We start from the raw sequence: 15,671 nt of genomic DNA on the forward strand, positions 1-15,671 counted from the left end.
AAATAAATCAAAAATCATGAAACATTTTACTATTTATGCAGCGTTATTACTGAGTCTGATTGTCAGTAAAGTAACGGCACAGGAAACTTTTGAAGGAAAAGCCAGAGCCATAGCCGATAAAATCGAAAATATTACCAAAGAAGAAAAAGCGGCTTTGAAAGTGGAAATTGAAGCGGTAAACAAAGAACTGGAAGCCGGAACCATCACCAAAGAACAAGCCGATGCTAAGAAAATGTTATTAGCCGAAACCCGCTCCACCAACATTGAAACCCGCATTGGGCAAGCGCAAGACGAGTTGAAAGATTTGGTAAAACAAAAAGTAGACGGCAAAATCAAGGATTGGAAAAGCGAATATTTTTCTTTTTCCGTTAAGAAAGATTCTTTGCGAAGAAACAGAGGAGAAGCAAGAACCACATCTCAGTTTGTGTTTGCTACCGGTGTAAACAATGTAGTGACTGATGGAAGCGTTGCCAATTCTGATTTCAGATATTGGGGTTCGCACTTCTACGAATGGGGGATTACCGCCAACACCCGTCTTTTCAAAAACGATAATTTATTGCACTTGAAATACGGACTTTCGTTAATGTACAATAACCTTCGCGCCACTGACAACCGCTATTTTGTGGTCAATGGTGATCAAACCGACTTAACGGATAGCCCAATTCATTTAGAAGATTCCCGTTTCAGAAATGTGTTTTTGTCGGTACCGGTGCATTTAGAATTTGATTTTACCAAAGCCAAAGATAAAGACGGAAAGAAAATCTTCAGAACTCATGAAAGCGTGCGTTTCGGAATTGGAGGCTATGCCGGTGTGCGTGTGAAATCAAAACAAATTCTGCAATACGAAGAAGGCGGCCGCGATGTAACTCAGAAAACCAAAGGGAATTTCAACGTGAACGATTTCATTTACGGAGTGAGCACATACATTGGTTACAAAGAAACCAGTTTGTATTTGAAATACGATTTGAATCCGATGTTCAAAGACAATGCTATCAAACAAAACAACATCTCGTTGGGCGTGCGTTTTGACTTTAATTAATTTTGTTTAGGTTAATTTTATACTTTGAAAAGATGTTTCAGCAATGAAGCATCTTTTTTTATTTTTGTGTATTTTTACCCTCTTTCAAATTTTAAAATTCAAAACTTGATTACCCGCGAAACCATAGATAAAGTTTTTGAAACTGCGCGAGTAGAAGAAGTCATTGGTGACTTTGTTCAACTGAAGCGTGCCGGTAGCAATTACAAAGGATTGAGCCCATTTTCGGATGAGCGCTCTCCGTCGTTTATGGTGTCTCCGGTGAAGCAGATTTGGAAAGATTTCAGTTCCGGAAAAGGAGGCAGTGTCGTGACTTTTTTGATGGAGCACGAGCATTTCACGTATCCGGAAGCGATTCGTTTTTTGGCCAATAAATACAATATCGAAATTGAAGAAACCGAAGTTTCCCAAGAAGATAAAATTGAAGCCAACGAAAAGGAAAGCATGTATTTGGTTTCAGAATTTGCCAAAACCTATTTCCACGAAACTCTTTTAAATTCGGAAGAAGGTAAAGCCATTGGTTTGTCATATTTTAAAGAGAGAGGTTTTACCAATGAAACGATTACCAAATTTGGGTTGGGTTACTCGCCCGAATCCTGGGATGCTTTTACCAAAGAAGCATTGTCAAAAGGGTATCAATTAGAATTTCTGGAAAAAGTAGGATTGACGATTGCCCGGGAAGACGGCAAACATTTCGATCGTTTCAAAGGCAGAGTGATGTTTCCTATTCAAAGTTTGTCCGGCAGAAACTTAGGTTTTGGCGGTAGAATTTTAACCAATGATAAAAAAGCGGCTAAATATCTCAATTCGCCAGAAAGCGAGATTTACCATAAGAGTAAAGTCCTTTACGGAATTTTTCATGCCAAGCAAGCCATTGCCAAACAAAACAATTGTTATTTGGTAGAAGGTTATACGGATGTGATTCAAATGCATCAGGCCGGAATTGAAAATGTTGTAGCGTCTTCGGGAACGGCTTTAACACCAGATCAAATTCGGTTAATCAATCGGTTGACCAAAAACATCACCGTGCTTTTTGATGGTGATGCTGCCGGATTGCGAGCTTCCGTTCGTGGAATCGATTTGATTTTGGAAGAAGGCATGAATGTAAAAGTTTGTACTTTTCCTGACGGCGATGACCCGGATAGTTTTGCGAGAAAGAATTCGTATGAAGATTTAGTACAGTATTTAGAAAACAACGCCAAAGATTTTATTCAGTTCAAAGCCTCACTTTTGATGAATGAAGCCAATAACGATCCTATTAAGAAAGCTGATTTGATTCGCGATATGGTCGTAAGTATTTCCAAAATTCCGGACCGAATCAAACGCGAAATCTACATTCAGGAAACGGCCCGTATTATGGATATTTCGGAGCAAGTGTTACTGAATACTTTGGCTCAATTGGTTCAGAAAGACATTTCGGAAGCCGGAAAAAAACTGAAGACGGAACAAAAAGCCTTTGAAGTTGTTAAGGACGATATCAAAGTTACGCAAGAAAAGTTCAATGTTATCTATGAACTCGAGCGCAAGATTATAGAAATGCTGTTGCTTTACGGTTCACAGGAAGCCGATTTTGACGACTATATTTTAAAAGCCAACGAAGAAGGTGAAATGATGGAAGAGAAAGAAACCAACACGGTTAAAGTCTTTCAGCGCATTTATCTGAGTTTGCAGGAAGACGAAGTGGAGTTGGCCAATCCTCTGTTTAAAGAAATCTATAATGATTTGATTGGGTATTTCAACCAAAACGAAGAATTCAATATTGAACATTATTTGATGCAATTGTCATCCGAACATTCCCAAATGGTGACTGATATTTTGATGTTGGAAGAAAAAGAGTTGCTGCACAATTGGGAAACCAAACATATCTATGTAAAGACTAAAACACAAAATGTAAGTCAGTATGTTTCAGAAACCATCATTTCACTACGCGAATATCTAATCAACAAGTTGATAATGGATTTGATGCAAAGTTATAAAGAAGAAGAGGAAAATGATCTGGAGGAACTAAAAGCAACCATCAACGATTACAACAAACTTAAGGTTAGTTTGACCAATAAAATAGGGCGAATCCGTTCGACTTACCTATAAAAAAACCCCGCGTTTGCGAGGCTCATTTTTTAGACGATTTCCAAAGTCTTAGCTTTATTAACAAGATCTACCAAGTTGGTTACATTGAGCTTCGTCAGCAGACGAAGTTTGTAAGTACTAATGGTTTTCTCATTAAGAGCCAAAATTTTAGCGATCTCATTGTTTTTCTTGCCATCACTTAAGAAACGCAATACTTCAATCTCTCTGTTCGAAAGTTTTCGGTACAACCGCTCTGATTTGTTTTGTTTGGCAATAAGCGCTAAGTTTCTCTTGATTTCTTCATTTAGAATAATTTGTCCTTGGTTTACTTTGACAATCGTTATTCCTAAATTCTCAAGCTTTGATGTCTTGTGAACATATCCTGCACAGCCCGCTTTGATGGCGTTTGGTGCGTAAATGTGTTCAGACAAACTACTGAAAACGATAACTTTAGTTTTTGGAAAATTTCTGATGATTGACTTGATTTCATAAATACTTTTTAATCCCTCAAGCTCTAAATCGATGATTAAGACGTCAATTTCTTTGTTTCTTAAAGCATCGGGAACCATAAAAAAATTTCCTACGTTGGATACAATGCTTATTTCAGGATGGTCCTTGAAGTAAGCTTTCATTCCAAAGTGTACAACTGGAAAGTTATCAGCAATACATACATTTATCATAATTGTGGTATTTGATAAAAAATTAATAGAAATTTACTGTAAAGTTAAATAATTATATTTTAAAAAAGCGTAACTATTTCAATTTTTTTGGGATTAAACATACAGGAATTGGATTCATTTTGTGTTGGTTACCGGAGTTTAACTTCTTGTAAATTCCAAACACTTCTTTCTCTCTTCCTGAAAAATCATCCGTGGTTTTGTTGTTTTCAGCCTCTAGCATCGCCCATTCCAATTCATCATAACTGGCGCCCAATTGATCTTCGTCGGTTCTGGAATCGCCAAACAAACCATCCGTAGGAGCTGCGTTCTGAATTGATTCCGGAATTTCCAGGTATTTCCCCAAAGCATACACATCACTTTTCATCAAATCAGCAATCGGACTCAAATCAACCCCGCCATCTCCATATTTGGTATAAAACCCAACCCCAAAATCTTCGACTTTGTTTCCGGTTCCTGCTACAAGCAAACCATGAATGCCTGCAAAATAATATAAGGTCGTCATGCGTAATCGGGCTCTGGTATTGGCTAATGACAAATAGAGCTTGGCATCATCATCGGAACTGGGTACATTGCTTTTAAATGTTTCAAAAACAGATGTCAAATCGGCCTCAACATTTTTTACATTCGGGAATCGCTTTTTCAATTGCTCAATATGTTCTCTGCCACGACTCACTTGAGTACTGTCCTGATGAATCGGCATTTCCACACACAAAGTGGTTAATCCCGTTTGGGCACACAATGTTGAAGTAACAGCCGAATCCACTCCCCCCGATATTCCAATCACAAAACCATTCACTTTTGATTTAGCTGAATAATCTTTCAACCATGAAACAATAAAGGCATTGACTTCCCCTACCTTGATTTTACTTTTTTTAGCCATTTGTTATGAATTTTTTTGAAAACTGCAATGTATATTTGCAAAAGTAAAAAAATCGAGAACCTTTTAACTTGATTTCCATCTTATAAATTTCTTAAAAATGAAAAAATATAGTTTAGTCGTTTTTTTAGTTTTGATGCTTATTTCTTGTGATAAAAAATCAAAGGTTGAAAAAGCGGTAGAAGCCATTCCGGTGGAGTTAAAAGTTGATCGTTTTGATAAAGCTTTTTTTGAAACGGCTCCCAAAGATTTGCCAAAGCTAAAGGCCGAGTACCCTTTTTTCTTTTCAGATCAATTTGAGGATAAAGTTTGGATAGACAAAATGCAGAATCCATTGTGGCGAGAATTGTATCAGGAAGTGGAAAAGAAGTATTCCGATTTTGGCAAGCAAACCACAGAAATTGAGGATTTGTTCAAGCATATAAAATATTATTTTCCGGAAACAACTACGCCAAAAGTTTACACCGTTATTGCCGAAATGGATTATAATAAAAAAGCCATTTACGCCAATGATAAACTGATTATCGCTTTAGAATTATACCTTGGCGCTAACCACAGGTTTTATGAATTTCCAAAATATTTGAAGCAAAATTTTGAAGAAAGACAAATGATGCCCGACATAGTGACGAGTTTTTCGTTGCATAAAATTCCACCACCAAGCGATAAAACCTTATTGGCCAATATGATTTATTATGGTAAGGAGTTGTATTTAAAAGATCTTTTACTGCCTGAGTATACCGATGCCGAAAAGATTGGATACCAACCCCAGCAAATCACTTGGTGTCAGGAAAACGAGAGTTATATGTGGCGTTTTTTTATTGATGAAAACCTGCTTTTTGATTCCGATTCCAGATTGCCAAATCGCTTTATTAATTTAGCGCCTTTTTCTAAGTTTTATCTTGAAATTGATAACGAATCTCCGGGTAGAGTTGGACAATGGGTAGGTTGGCAGATTGTGCGTTCCTTTATGGAAAACAACGAAGTGAGCGTGCAGGATATGCTAAAAATGGATGCCAAACAATTATTTGATAAATCAAAATACAAACCTAAAAAGAATGAGTAAGACCATTAAATCCGAAATAAAATTCCTGGTAGAATTAGATGAAAACCGAGTGCCCGAAAAATTATCGTGGACGGCGCAGGACGGTGGTGTGCAACAAGAAGAAGCCAAAGCCATAATGCTTTCCATTTGGGATAGTAAAGTGCAGGAAACGCTCCGTATTGATTTATGGACGAAAGACATGCCGGTAGATGAAATGAAGTTGTTTTTTCATCAAACCTTGGTAGCGATGGCCGATACTTTTCAACGCGCCACTGCCGATGAAAAAATGGCGGACACTATGAAAGATTTCTGCGATTATTTTGCCGAAAAACTGGAATTGAAGAAATAAAAAAAGCGGTCTGTTGACCGCTTTTTTTATAAACTATTGCTTTTAAACATTTCGTCATTCACACTATCAATGAAGTTTAACACTTGATCCCTTCCGGTAGATTCCAGGGCTGAGGTTACAAAGTGTTGTGGCATTTCTTCCCAGTTGTTAGCCAAAAGCGCTTTGCGGTAAGCGGCAACATGAGAATCTATTTTTGTTTTACTGATTTTGTCGGCTTTGGTAAAAATGATGCAAAACGGCACTTCAATTTCTCCCAAATAATTGATGAATTCCAAATCGATTTTCTGAGCTTCCAGTCGAATGTCTATCAAGACAAAGGCACAAACGAGTTGTTCTCTTTTTTCGAAATAATCAGTAATGAATTGCTGAAAAACTTCTTTGGTTTTTTTCGAAACACGGGCATAACCATATCCTGGCAAATCGACCAAAAACCAATTCAGATTGATTTTAAAATGATTGATTAATTGCGTTTTTCCGGGTTTTCCCGAAGTTTTGGCCAAATTTTTATGATTCGTCAACATGTTAATCAAAGATGATTTTCCCACATTGGAACGACCAATAAAAGCATACTCCGGCAAAGGGTCTTTAGGACATTTGCTCACATCGGAATTGCTGATGATGAATTCGGCTGAATTGATTTTCATTGGTTTTTTATTTAAAATAAAAAAGCCCCAAAACAGGACTTTTAGTCTATAAATGCACTTCTTTTAACCATTCGTGTAACAGGCGGTTAAACTCGTCCGGATGTTCCATCATGGCAGCATGGCCACATTTATCAATCCAGTACAACTCGGAATTTGGCATCAATTTGTGAAATTCTTCGGCTACATCCGGCGGCGTAACTTGGTCGTTTTTCCCCCAAATGATACAGGTTTTTACATGCATTTTTGGCAAATCTTTAGCCATGTTATGACGAATTGCACTTTTGGCAATCGTCAACGTTTTAATCACTTTTATACGGTCGTTTACCACTGAAAAAACTTCGTCAACGATTTCTTTACTGGCCACTTTTGGGTCGTAAAAAACTGCTTCTGCTTTTTTCTTGATGTAGTCATAATCACCACGCTTTGGATAACTATCGCCCATAGCGCTTTCGTAAAGCCCTGAACTTCCTGTGATTACAAGTCCGGCTACTTTCTCCGGATACATTTTAGAATGGTACAATGCTATATGTCCACCAAGCGAATTCCCTAAAAGAATCACTCGGTCAAAACCTTTAAACGTGATGAAGTCTTTCACATATCTCGCAAAAGCCTTAACGTTAGTTTTTAGTATATTTTGAGTATAAATTGGCAATTCAGGAATAACTATTTTGTATCCTTTGGTTGAAAAATAATCAGCCACTCCGTTGAAGTTGCTCAAGCCTCCCATCAAACCGTGTAAAACAACGATTGGCGTGCCTTCGCCCACTTCATAATAAGAATACCTGCCTTCTTTTTTAAAATTTCCTTCCATATATTTTTCGACTTTTACATCGGCAACAAATATATGATTTTATAGCTAAAAACACTTTTCTATTAGGAATATTTACTACTAAAATCGAGAATTCCATCAACAATTCTTGAAATGGACCACCGCCAAAATCTTCAAAAATCATTGTTCCATTTTCTGTTAATAAAAATTGATTTTTCGCAACAAAAAACCTTAAAATCAGTTTTTTATGTTTTTTTCTTTTTGTCTGCCAGTATTCCTTAAAGATTTGTTAAAAAAAGCAAGAAGTTGATTTTGATGTATTTTTCAAACAAACGGGAATAAAGTGGTAAAACTTATTAACAAAGTGGTATTTTGTGGTAAATTGTGGTAATTATTTTTATATTTTTGCTGATAATCAAAACAAACCACTCTTGAACTCCATAATCGGAACATACGAATGCAAGGTTGATGCCAAAGGAAGACTCATGATTCCTTCGGCATTGAAGAAGCAATTGGCTAGCTCTCTGCAAGATGGCTTCGTCTTGAAGCGTTCCGTTTTTCAACCGTGTCTCGAATTATATCCGATGACGGAGTGGAATTTGATGATGCAAAAAATCAACAAACTCAACCGATTTGTAAAGAAAAATAACGACTTCATTCGTCGGTTTACCGCTGGTGTGAAAGTGGTGGAAGTTGATGATTTGGGTCGTTTGTTAATTCCAAAAGATTTGGTGGCATTTAGTAAGATTTCTAAAGACATTGTTCTTTCGTCAGCTGTAAATATCGTTGAGATTTGGGATAAAGATTTATATGAAAAATCAATTGCCGGTGACGATGTTGATTTTGCTGATTTAGCTGAAGATGTAATGGGAAATAGTAATGATGACAACGATGGAATATCATAATCCGGTTTTATTGAAGGAAACTGTTGATGGCTTGAATATCAAACCTGACGGAATTTATGTGGATGTGACTTTTGGTGGCGGTGGGCATTCCAAAGAAATTTTGAGCCGATTAGGAGCCAATGGAAAACTGTTCGGATTTGATCAGGATGAAGATGCTTGGGCTAATGCTTTACCGGACGAACGATTTACTTTGATTCAGGAAAATTTCAGATATATCAAGCGCTTTTTGAGATTTCACGGCGTAAAACAAGTGGATGGGATTTTAGCTGATTTGGGCGTTTCGTCTCACCAGTTTGATGTTCCGGAAAGAGGTTTTTCTACTCGCTTTGATGCCGATTTGGATATGAGAATGAGCAAAAAAAATGATTTAGACGCTTACAAAGTCATCAACGAATACGACGAAGCTAATTTGAAAAGAGTCTTTTTGGATTATGGCGAATTGAAAGCGGCACCGGCCTTGGCAAGAACCATTATCGAAGCCAGAGAAAACAAAGCTATTGCCACAACTGACGAATTAAAATTGATTTTGGCGAAGTTTTTACCGGATCAGTTCAAAAATAAAATATTGGCACAAATCTATCAGGCCATCCGTATCGAAGTGAATCAGGAAATGGATGTTTTAAAAGAATTTTTGGAACAATCCCTTGAAATATTGAAACCGGAAGGAAGATTAAGCGTGATATCCTATCACTCACTCGAAGACAGATTGGTGAAACGTTTCATGAAAAACGGTCTGTTTGAAGGCGAGCCGGAACGCGATTTCTTCGGAAATTTTTCGGTTCCGTTCAAATTAGTTGGAAAACTGATTGTTCCTGATGAAGCTGAAATCAAACTCAACAACAGAGCGAGAAGTGCCAAACTAAGAATAGCAGAGAAACGATGAAAAAAGGAGTTTACGGCATATTAAAAGCTCGGTTTCTTGTCAATGAAGACGCTACTAAAAACTGGCGATTCATAGTGTTTTTAATCCTTCTGGCTATTTTGATGATTGCGAATGAGCATCGATACGATGAGAAAATTTTTAGGATTGCCGAATTGACTAATGAAGTAAAAGAACTGCGTTCCGAATTTGTAGACAAACGCTCAGAATTAATGAAATTAAAAATGGAATCGACCGTTTCAGAAAAAATGGAAGAACGAAAAATTTTCCCTTCCTCGGTTCCGCCCCAAAAGATAAAAGTTAAAAAACCGGCAGAAAAAAGTTTCTTTCAAAAACTATGGCAATAGAAGATAAACATATCTCTTACCGCATTTACCTAGTTGCTTTCAGCATCTTTTTGATGGCTATGGCAATTACTTTCAAACTCTCTAAAATTCAGTGGGTGGAAGGTGATTACTATAGAAAATTAGCCAAAGAAAGAACCGTGAAAAACTTCGTGATCCCAGCCAATAAAGGGAATATCTATTCTGCTGACGGCAGTTTACTAGCCACTTCCATTCCCAACTACAACATCCGATTTGATGCCGTGGCACCGAAAGGAGAATCATTTGAAAAAAATGTAAAACCATTGTCGGATTCTTTGGCTTTGTTATTGGGCAAACCAAGTTCCTATTACCAAACGCAATTAAGAATGGCACGCGCCAACAAAAACAGATACTTGTTCGTTGCCCGTGATTTGAGTTATACCGAATACATGCGAATGAAGTCTTTTCCATTGTTCAATTTAGGACCAAACAAAGGCGGAATGATTACTGAGCAGGAAACGATTCGTAAACATCCGATTGGAAAAATTGCCGAAAGAACCATTGGTTATGAAAGAATTACTCCGGAAGGAAAGCCCGACGGTAAAGGGATTGAGTGGTCATTTCGAAGCTATTTAAACGGAAAAGACGGGAAAGTTTTAAAGCAAAAAATTGCCAAAGGCCAATGGAAACCTATTCGTGATGTAAACGAAGTAGATCCACAGGATGGCTATGATGTGATTTCGACTATCGATGTGTATATTCAGGATATCGCGCACCATGCCTTGCTGAAACAGCTTCAGGAATACAAAGCCGAACACGGTTGTGTGGTAGTAATGGAAACCAAAACCGGTAAAATCAAAGCGATTTCCAACTTAGGAAAATTAAATCCAACCGATTCCACTTATTTCGAAACTACCAATTACGCTATCGCCGAAGCACACGAACCGGGCTCTACCTTTAAGTTAATTGACATGATTGCTTTGTTGGATGATCATAAAATTGACACCAGCAAAACTTATGACAGTCAAGGCGGGATTATTGAATACAGAGGTAAAAAAGTACGCGATTCCCATGAAGGCGGTTACGGAAGAATCTCTTTGGCCAGAGGTTTTGAAGTGTCATCCAACACCATTATGGTACAAGCGGTTTATGAAAATTATAAAAACAATCCACAGGAATTTGTGGATCGAATTGACCGAATGGGCTTGAACAAACCTTTAGGATTGCCGTTTCAAGGAGAAGGAAAACCATATATTCCGCAACCAAACGATAAACACTGGAGCGCTATATCCTTGCCATGGATGGCTTTTGGCTATGGCGTTGCCGTGACACCATTGCAAACGCTGACATTGTACAATGCCATTGCCAATAACGGCGAAATGGTAAAACCACAATTCGTTTCCGAGATTAAAGAATGGAACAAAACCATCAAAAAATACGACAAGCAAGTCATCAATCCTAAGATTTGTTCGGATGAAACGATTAAGAAGTTGAAAGCTGTCATGCAGAATGTGGTGAAACGAGGAACGGGCGCCAAGTTGTATTCCAAAGATTTCTCAATGGCCGGAAAAACAGGAACAGCTCAGGCTAATTACGCTAAAAATGGTGGTTCTGAGAAACATTATATTTCTTCTTTTGTTGGGTTTTTCCCGGCTGAAAATCCAAAATATTCCTGTATCGTGGTGGTGCACAAACCGAATACTTCCGGAAACAATTATTATGGAGCCGATGTGGCCGGCCCGGTCTTCAAACGCATTGCGCAAAAGATTTTTACCGATGCGCCATCCACTAATGAGATTAAAAATCTGAATCGAAAAATCGACAAACAAGAGAAAGCCTATAACGATTACGCCATCAAATCGCAGGAAGAAACCAAAGGAGTGCCTAATGTTAAAGGCATGAGCGGCATGGATGCTGTAGCGCTTTTGGAAAATTTGAAATATAAAGTAAAAGTAATCGGTGTTGGAAAAGTCAAAAAACAATCCATTCAACCGGGAGAAGCTATAGATAAAAACAAAATCATCATACTCGAATTATCGTGATTATTTTAAAAGACATATTATACAAAGTCGCCATCGAAGTCGTAAAAGGTTCGACGGAAATGACTATTAACAAAATTGAATTCGACTCCCGAAAAATTCAGGAGAATGACGTATTTGTGGCCATTCGCGGGACAGTTTCTGACGGGCATGACTTTATCGAAAAAGCCATTAATCTTGGCGCTGTTGCGATTGTTTGCGACACGTTGCCGGAAGTGATAGTGACCGGAATTACTTATATACAAGTAAAAGACACCAATTTGGCTTTAGCCTTTTTGGCCACCAATTACTATGGCAATCCGTCACAGAATTTAAAGTTAGTCGGCATCACCGGAACGAACGGAAAAACTACGATAGCATCTTTATTATACCAATTATTCAAAAAGGCAGGTTTCAAAGTGGGATTGCTTTCTACCGTGAAAATCCTAGTGGATGATATGGAATACAAAGCCACTCATACTACGCCAGATTCGTTGACCATCAACTATTATTTGGCTGAAATGAATGCCGTTGGTGTGGAATATTGCTTCATGGAAGTGAGTTCCCACGGGATTCACCAAAAACGTACCGAAGGCTTACAGTTTGCCGGAGGAGTATTCACCAATTTGTCGCATGATCATTTAGATTACCATCCAACCTTCGCGGAATACCGCGATGTGAAAAAATCATTTTTCGACCATTTGCCAAAAACCGCTTTTGCCTTGACCAACATCGATGACAAAAATGGTTTGGTGATGTTGCAAAATACTTTCGCCAGAAAACTAACATACGCCTTAAAATCGTACGCCGAATACAAAGCGCAAATCCTGGAAAATCAATTGTCAGGCTTGTTGTTGAAAATCAATGAAAATGAAGTTTGGGTGCGATTGATTGGCACTTTCAATGCCTATAATTTATTGGCGATTTACGGTACAGCTGTAGAATTAGGTTTAGACAAATTGGAAGTATTGCGATTGTTGTCGGAACTGGAAAGCGTTTCCGGGCGTTTCCAATTTATTGTTTCCAACGACAAAATCACAGCGATTGTGGATTATGCCCACACACCGGATGCTTTGGAAAATGTGTTGAGTACCATCAATGATATTCGAACCAAAAATGAACAACTAATCACCGTTGTTGGCTGCGGTGGTGACAGAGACAAAGCCAAACGTCCAATCATGGCACACATCGCCAGTTCAATGAGCAATAAGGTCATCATCACTTCGGACAATCCAAGAACAGAAGATCCGATTGATATTATCGCGGATATGGAAAAAGGGGTTGAGCCTCAAAATCAAAGAAAAACATTGTCGATTGTCGATAGAAAACAAGCCATCAAAACCGCTTGTCAGTTGGCAGGGCCAAACGATATCATTCTTATCGCCGGAAAAGGGCATGAAACCTATCAGGAAATTAACGGCGTGCGCCACGATTTTGATGATATGCAAATTGTAAAAGAACTTTTAGAACAGCTAAACAAATAAACCTATGCTATATTATTTATTTGAATACCTCGACAAAACTATGGATGTTCCCGGAACGGGAGTTTTCCAATACATTACTTTTCGTTCGGCTTTAGCGTTAATCTTATCGTTAATGATTTCGACCATTTACGGGAAAAAAATCATCAACTTCTTGAGAAACCAGCAAGTGGGGGAAACCGTGAGAGAATTAGGTTTGGCAGGCCAAACACAAAAAGCAGGAACACCAACCATGGGGGGATTAATCATCATCATCTCCACGTTGATTCCGGTTTTGTTGTTAACCAAACTGAATAATATTTATATCATCCTCTTGATTGTGACCACACTTTGGATGGGAACTATCGGTTTTATCGACGATTACATCAAAATCTTCAAAAAAGACAAACAAGGTTTAAAAGGTATTTTCAAAGTAATTGGTCAGGTAGGATTAGGATTAATTGTGGGTTCTGTACTTTATTTTCACCCGGGTGTTACCGTTAGAGAAAGATCTACGACACCAATAACTTTCAACCAAACACAAAACGAAATTTCTCAGGCACCTACCGAAAGCAAGTCAACCGTTACCACGATTCCGTTTATGAAAAACAACGAATTGGATTATGCCAAAATCTTGGAATGGACCGGCGATGGTTATGAAAACTGGGCTTGGTTGGTATTCATTCCAATCGTAATTTTCATCATTACAGCAGTTTCTAATGGAGCCAATCTTACCGATGGAATTGATGGTTTGGCCGCTGGAACTTCCGCTATCTCAGTACTGGCACTTGGAATCTTCACCTTTATTTCAGGTAATATCATTTTGTCCAGTTATCTAAATGTAATGTACATCCCCAATTCAGGAGAAATGACCGTTTTTATTTCGGCTTTTGTGGGAGCTTTGGTTGGATTTCTTTGGTACAATTCGTATCCGGCATCAGTCTTTATGGGCGACACCGGAAGTTTAACCATTGGTGGAATCATTGCAGTGTTAGCGATTTCTGTTCGTAAAGAAATGTTGCTGCCGGTATTGTGCGCCATCTTTTTTGCCGAAAATCTATCGGTGATTTTACAGGTTTCCTATTTCAAATACACCAAAAAACGCTTTGGCGAAGGGAAGCGAATTTTCCTGATGTCGCCATTGCACCATCATTACCAAAAGAAAGGCTACCACGAAAGTAAAATCGTAACCCGTTTTTGGATTGTGGCCATACTGTTAGCCATCGTTTCCATAGTGACTTTAAAATTGAGATAATGAAGAGGTTAGTGGTGCTTGGCGGAGGCGAAAGTGGCGTGGGAACGGCCATTTTAGGAAAGAAAGAAGGATACGATGTGTTCGTTTCCGATTTCGGACAAATAAAAGATAAGTATAGAGAAGTTCTTAAACAATATGAGATTCAATGGGAAGATGACCATCATACGGAAGCATTGATTCTGAATGCGGATGTCGTGATGAAAAGCCCGGGCATTCCTGAGAAATCGCCGATAGTAAAAAAACTGTTGGAAAAAGGAATACCCGTGATTTCCGAAATCGAATTTGCTTGCGAATTCACCAAGGCAAAAACCATCGGAATCACCGGAAGCAACGGAAAAACAACGACCACCATGTTGACCTACCATTTGCTGAAACAAGGCGGATTGAATGTAGGATTGGGCGGTAACATCGGAAAAAGTTTTGCCTGGCAGGTGGCCGAAGAAAACTACGATTGCTATGTGTTGGAGTTGAGCAGTTTTCAATTGGATGGTATTATAAACTATCGCCCGGACATTGCCATCATTACCAATATCAGTCCTGATCATTTGGACCGATACGATTACAAATATGAAAATTATATAGCATCAAAATTCAGAATAACCATGAACCAAACCGAGAGCGATTATCTCATCTTCGATGCCGATGACGAAGCGATTTCAGAATGGTTTAAACAAAACAAAACAAACGCAAAACTAATTCCTTTTTCACTAACCCAAACCTTTGAAAACGGAGCCTTTATAAAAAACGAAACTATGGACATCATCATCAACAACGAGGAATTTGAAATGAAAACCGGAGAGGTTTCATTGGAAGGAAAACACAACCTGAAAAACGCTATGGCCGCCACTTCGGTAGCCCAGCTGATGAAAATCAGAAAGCAAACCATCCGTGAAAGTTTATCCAATTTCCAAGGGGTAGAGCATCGTTTGGAAAAAGTACTCAAGATTCAAAATGTTCAGTACATCAACGACAGTAAAGCGACCAATGTAAACGCGACTTTCTTTGCTTTAGACAGCATGACTGTGCCAACCGTTTGGATTGTCGGAGGGGTTGACAAAGGAAATGATTACAACGAGTTAATGCCATTGGTGAGAGAAAAAGTAAAAGCCATTATTTGTTTGGGTGTCGATAATAAAAAAATCGTGGATACGTTTGGAAATGTGGTGGATATGATGGTGGAAGTGGACAACATGCGCGATGCGGTAAACACAGCCAGTCACATTGCCGAAAAAGGGGATGCCGTATTGTTATCACCAGCTTGTGCGAGTTTCGATTTATTCCAAAACTACGAAGACAGAGGACAACAGTTTAAAGTAGCCGTACAGAATTTATAATTTGGTTATGCGGTTATTTGGTTATCTGAATTACGAATAACCGAATCCAC

At 38.4% G+C, this 15,671-nt stretch carries 15 protein-coding genes; 11 read left to right on the forward strand and 4 right to left on the reverse strand.

Annotated features, from left to right (window positions below; translation table 11 throughout):
• Positions 1–16: 16 nt before the first annotated feature.
• Both V7D82_RS02595 and dnaG read left to right on the forward strand, forming a co-directional pair.
• Positions 17–1,039: a hypothetical protein gene (locus V7D82_RS02595; protein ID WP_333599414.1), complete on the forward strand. Its 1,023-nt coding sequence runs from the start codon at positions 17–19 to the stop codon at positions 1,037–1,039.
• Positions 1,040–1,144: 105 nt separating this feature from the next.
• Positions 1,145–3,124, forward strand: coding sequence for a DNA primase (gene dnaG / locus V7D82_RS02600; protein ID WP_333599415.1), 1,980 nt, complete (start codon positions 1,145–1,147; stop codon positions 3,122–3,124).
• A gap of 29 nt (positions 3,125–3,153) precedes the next feature.
• Here the strand turns inward: dnaG and V7D82_RS02605 are convergent, their stop codons facing one another.
• Both V7D82_RS02605 and nadE read right to left on the reverse strand, forming a co-directional pair.
• Positions 3,154–3,783 carry a response regulator transcription factor gene (locus V7D82_RS02605; protein WP_333599416.1) on the reverse strand — a complete coding sequence of 210 codons (630 nt, stop codon included), beginning with the start codon at positions 3,781–3,783 and terminating at the stop codon, positions 3,154–3,156.
• A gap of 73 nt (positions 3,784–3,856) precedes the next feature.
• A complete protein-coding gene (gene nadE / locus V7D82_RS02610; RefSeq protein ID WP_333599417.1) occupies positions 3,857–4,663 on the reverse strand; it encodes an NAD(+) synthase in 807 nt (268 codons plus the stop codon).
• Between the two features lie 97 nt (positions 4,664–4,760).
• Here nadE and gldB point away from each other — a divergent pair, with 97 nt between their 5' ends.
• Together gldB and gldC are read left to right on the forward strand one after the other, a co-directional pair.
• A complete protein-coding gene (gene gldB, locus V7D82_RS02615) occupies positions 4,761–5,723 on the forward strand; it encodes a gliding motility lipoprotein GldB (RefSeq protein ID WP_333599418.1) in 963 nt (320 codons plus the stop codon).
• Entirely contained in the window at positions 5,716–6,051 is a 336-nt protein-coding gene (gene gldC, locus V7D82_RS02620) for a gliding motility protein GldC (protein ID WP_333599419.1), read from the forward strand. Before gldB ends, gldC begins: the two co-directional genes overlap by 8 nt.
• Before the next feature lie 26 nt (positions 6,052–6,077).
• Here the strand turns inward: gldC and yihA are convergent, their stop codons facing one another.
• Both yihA and V7D82_RS02630 read right to left on the reverse strand, forming a co-directional pair.
• The gene (gene yihA / locus V7D82_RS02625) at positions 6,078–6,695 is read right to left on the reverse strand and encodes a ribosome biogenesis GTP-binding protein YihA/YsxC (protein WP_333599420.1); all 618 of its coding nucleotides are present in this window, start codon (positions 6,693–6,695) and stop codon (positions 6,078–6,080) included.
• A 46-nt stretch (positions 6,696–6,741) separates the two neighbouring features.
• Positions 6,742–7,506: an alpha/beta fold hydrolase gene (locus V7D82_RS02630; protein WP_333599421.1), complete on the reverse strand. Its 765-nt coding sequence runs from the start codon at positions 7,504–7,506 to the stop codon at positions 6,742–6,744.
• A gap of 389 nt (positions 7,507–7,895) precedes the next feature.
• Between V7D82_RS02630 and mraZ the strand changes: the two genes are divergently transcribed.
• The 7 genes from mraZ to murD are packed head-to-tail and all read left to right on the forward strand — an operon-like array spanning position 7,896 to position 15,621.
• Positions 7,896–8,369 (forward strand): division/cell wall cluster transcriptional repressor MraZ, encoded by a 474-nt coding sequence (gene mraZ, locus V7D82_RS02635; RefSeq protein WP_333599422.1) that lies wholly within the window; start codon positions 7,896–7,898, stop codon positions 8,367–8,369.
• Positions 8,344–9,252, forward strand: a complete 909-nt coding sequence (gene rsmH / locus V7D82_RS02640) for a 16S rRNA (cytosine(1402)-N(4))-methyltransferase RsmH (RefSeq protein WP_333599423.1) — start codon at positions 8,344–8,346, stop codon at positions 9,250–9,252. Before mraZ ends, rsmH begins: the two co-directional genes overlap by 26 nt.
• Positions 9,249–9,596, forward strand: a complete 348-nt coding sequence (locus V7D82_RS02645; protein WP_333599424.1) for an FtsL-like putative cell division protein — start codon at positions 9,249–9,251, stop codon at positions 9,594–9,596. The genes rsmH and V7D82_RS02645 overlap by 4 nt, the downstream gene beginning before the upstream one ends.
• The gene (locus V7D82_RS02650) at positions 9,587–11,596 is read left to right on the forward strand and encodes a penicillin-binding protein (protein WP_333599425.1); all 2,010 of its coding nucleotides are present in this window, start codon (positions 9,587–9,589) and stop codon (positions 11,594–11,596) included. Before V7D82_RS02645 ends, V7D82_RS02650 begins: the two co-directional genes overlap by 10 nt.
• Positions 11,593–13,056 (forward strand): UDP-N-acetylmuramoyl-L-alanyl-D-glutamate--2,6-diaminopimelate ligase, encoded by a 1,464-nt coding sequence (locus V7D82_RS02655; protein WP_333599426.1) that lies wholly within the window; start codon positions 11,593–11,595, stop codon positions 13,054–13,056. The genes V7D82_RS02650 and V7D82_RS02655 overlap by 4 nt, the downstream gene beginning before the upstream one ends.
• A 4-nt stretch (positions 13,057–13,060) precedes the next feature.
• Entirely contained in the window at positions 13,061–14,287 is a 1,227-nt protein-coding gene (gene mraY / locus V7D82_RS02660) for a phospho-N-acetylmuramoyl-pentapeptide-transferase (RefSeq protein WP_333599427.1), read from the forward strand.
• The gene (gene murD / locus V7D82_RS02665; RefSeq protein ID WP_333599428.1) at positions 14,287–15,621 is read left to right on the forward strand and encodes a UDP-N-acetylmuramoyl-L-alanine--D-glutamate ligase; all 1,335 of its coding nucleotides are present in this window, start codon (positions 14,287–14,289) and stop codon (positions 15,619–15,621) included. The genes mraY and murD overlap by 1 nt, the downstream gene beginning before the upstream one ends.
• Positions 15,622–15,671 lie beyond the last annotated feature (50 nt).

This window comes from Flavobacterium sp., from assembly GCF_036741995.1.
In the GTDB taxonomy this organism is placed as follows: Bacteria; Bacteroidota; Bacteroidia; order Flavobacteriales; family Flavobacteriaceae; genus Flavobacterium.

Coding starts and splice junctions, on each gene's coding strand:
- V7D82_RS02595 (WP_333599414.1), top strand. CDS start 17: ATGAAACATTTTACTATTTATGCAGCGTTATTACTGAGTCTGATTGTC.
- V7D82_RS02605 (WP_333599416.1), bottom strand. CDS start 3,783: ATGATAAATGTATGTATTGCTGATAACTTTCCAGTTGTACACTTTGGA.
- nadE (WP_333599417.1), bottom strand. CDS start 4,663: ATGGCTAAAAAAAGTAAAATCAAGGTAGGGGAAGTCAATGCCTTTATT.
- gldB (WP_333599418.1), top strand. CDS start 4,761: ATGAAAAAATATAGTTTAGTCGTTTTTTTAGTTTTGATGCTTATTTCT.
- gldC (WP_333599419.1), top strand. CDS start 5,716: ATGAGTAAGACCATTAAATCCGAAATAAAATTCCTGGTAGAATTAGAT.
- yihA (WP_333599420.1), bottom strand. CDS start 6,695: ATGAAAATCAATTCAGCCGAATTCATCATCAGCAATTCCGATGTGAGC.
- V7D82_RS02630 (WP_333599421.1), bottom strand. CDS start 7,506: ATGGAAGGAAATTTTAAAAAAGAAGGCAGGTATTCTTATTATGAAGTG.
- rsmH (WP_333599423.1), top strand. CDS start 8,344: ATGATGACAACGATGGAATATCATAATCCGGTTTTATTGAAGGAAACT.
- V7D82_RS02645 (WP_333599424.1), top strand. CDS start 9,249: ATGAAAAAAGGAGTTTACGGCATATTAAAAGCTCGGTTTCTTGTCAAT.
- V7D82_RS02650 (WP_333599425.1), top strand. CDS start 9,587: ATGGCAATAGAAGATAAACATATCTCTTACCGCATTTACCTAGTTGCT.
- mraY (WP_333599427.1), top strand. CDS start 13,061: ATGCTATATTATTTATTTGAATACCTCGACAAAACTATGGATGTTCCC.
- murD (WP_333599428.1), top strand. CDS start 14,287: ATGAAGAGGTTAGTGGTGCTTGGCGGAGGCGAAAGTGGCGTGGGAACG.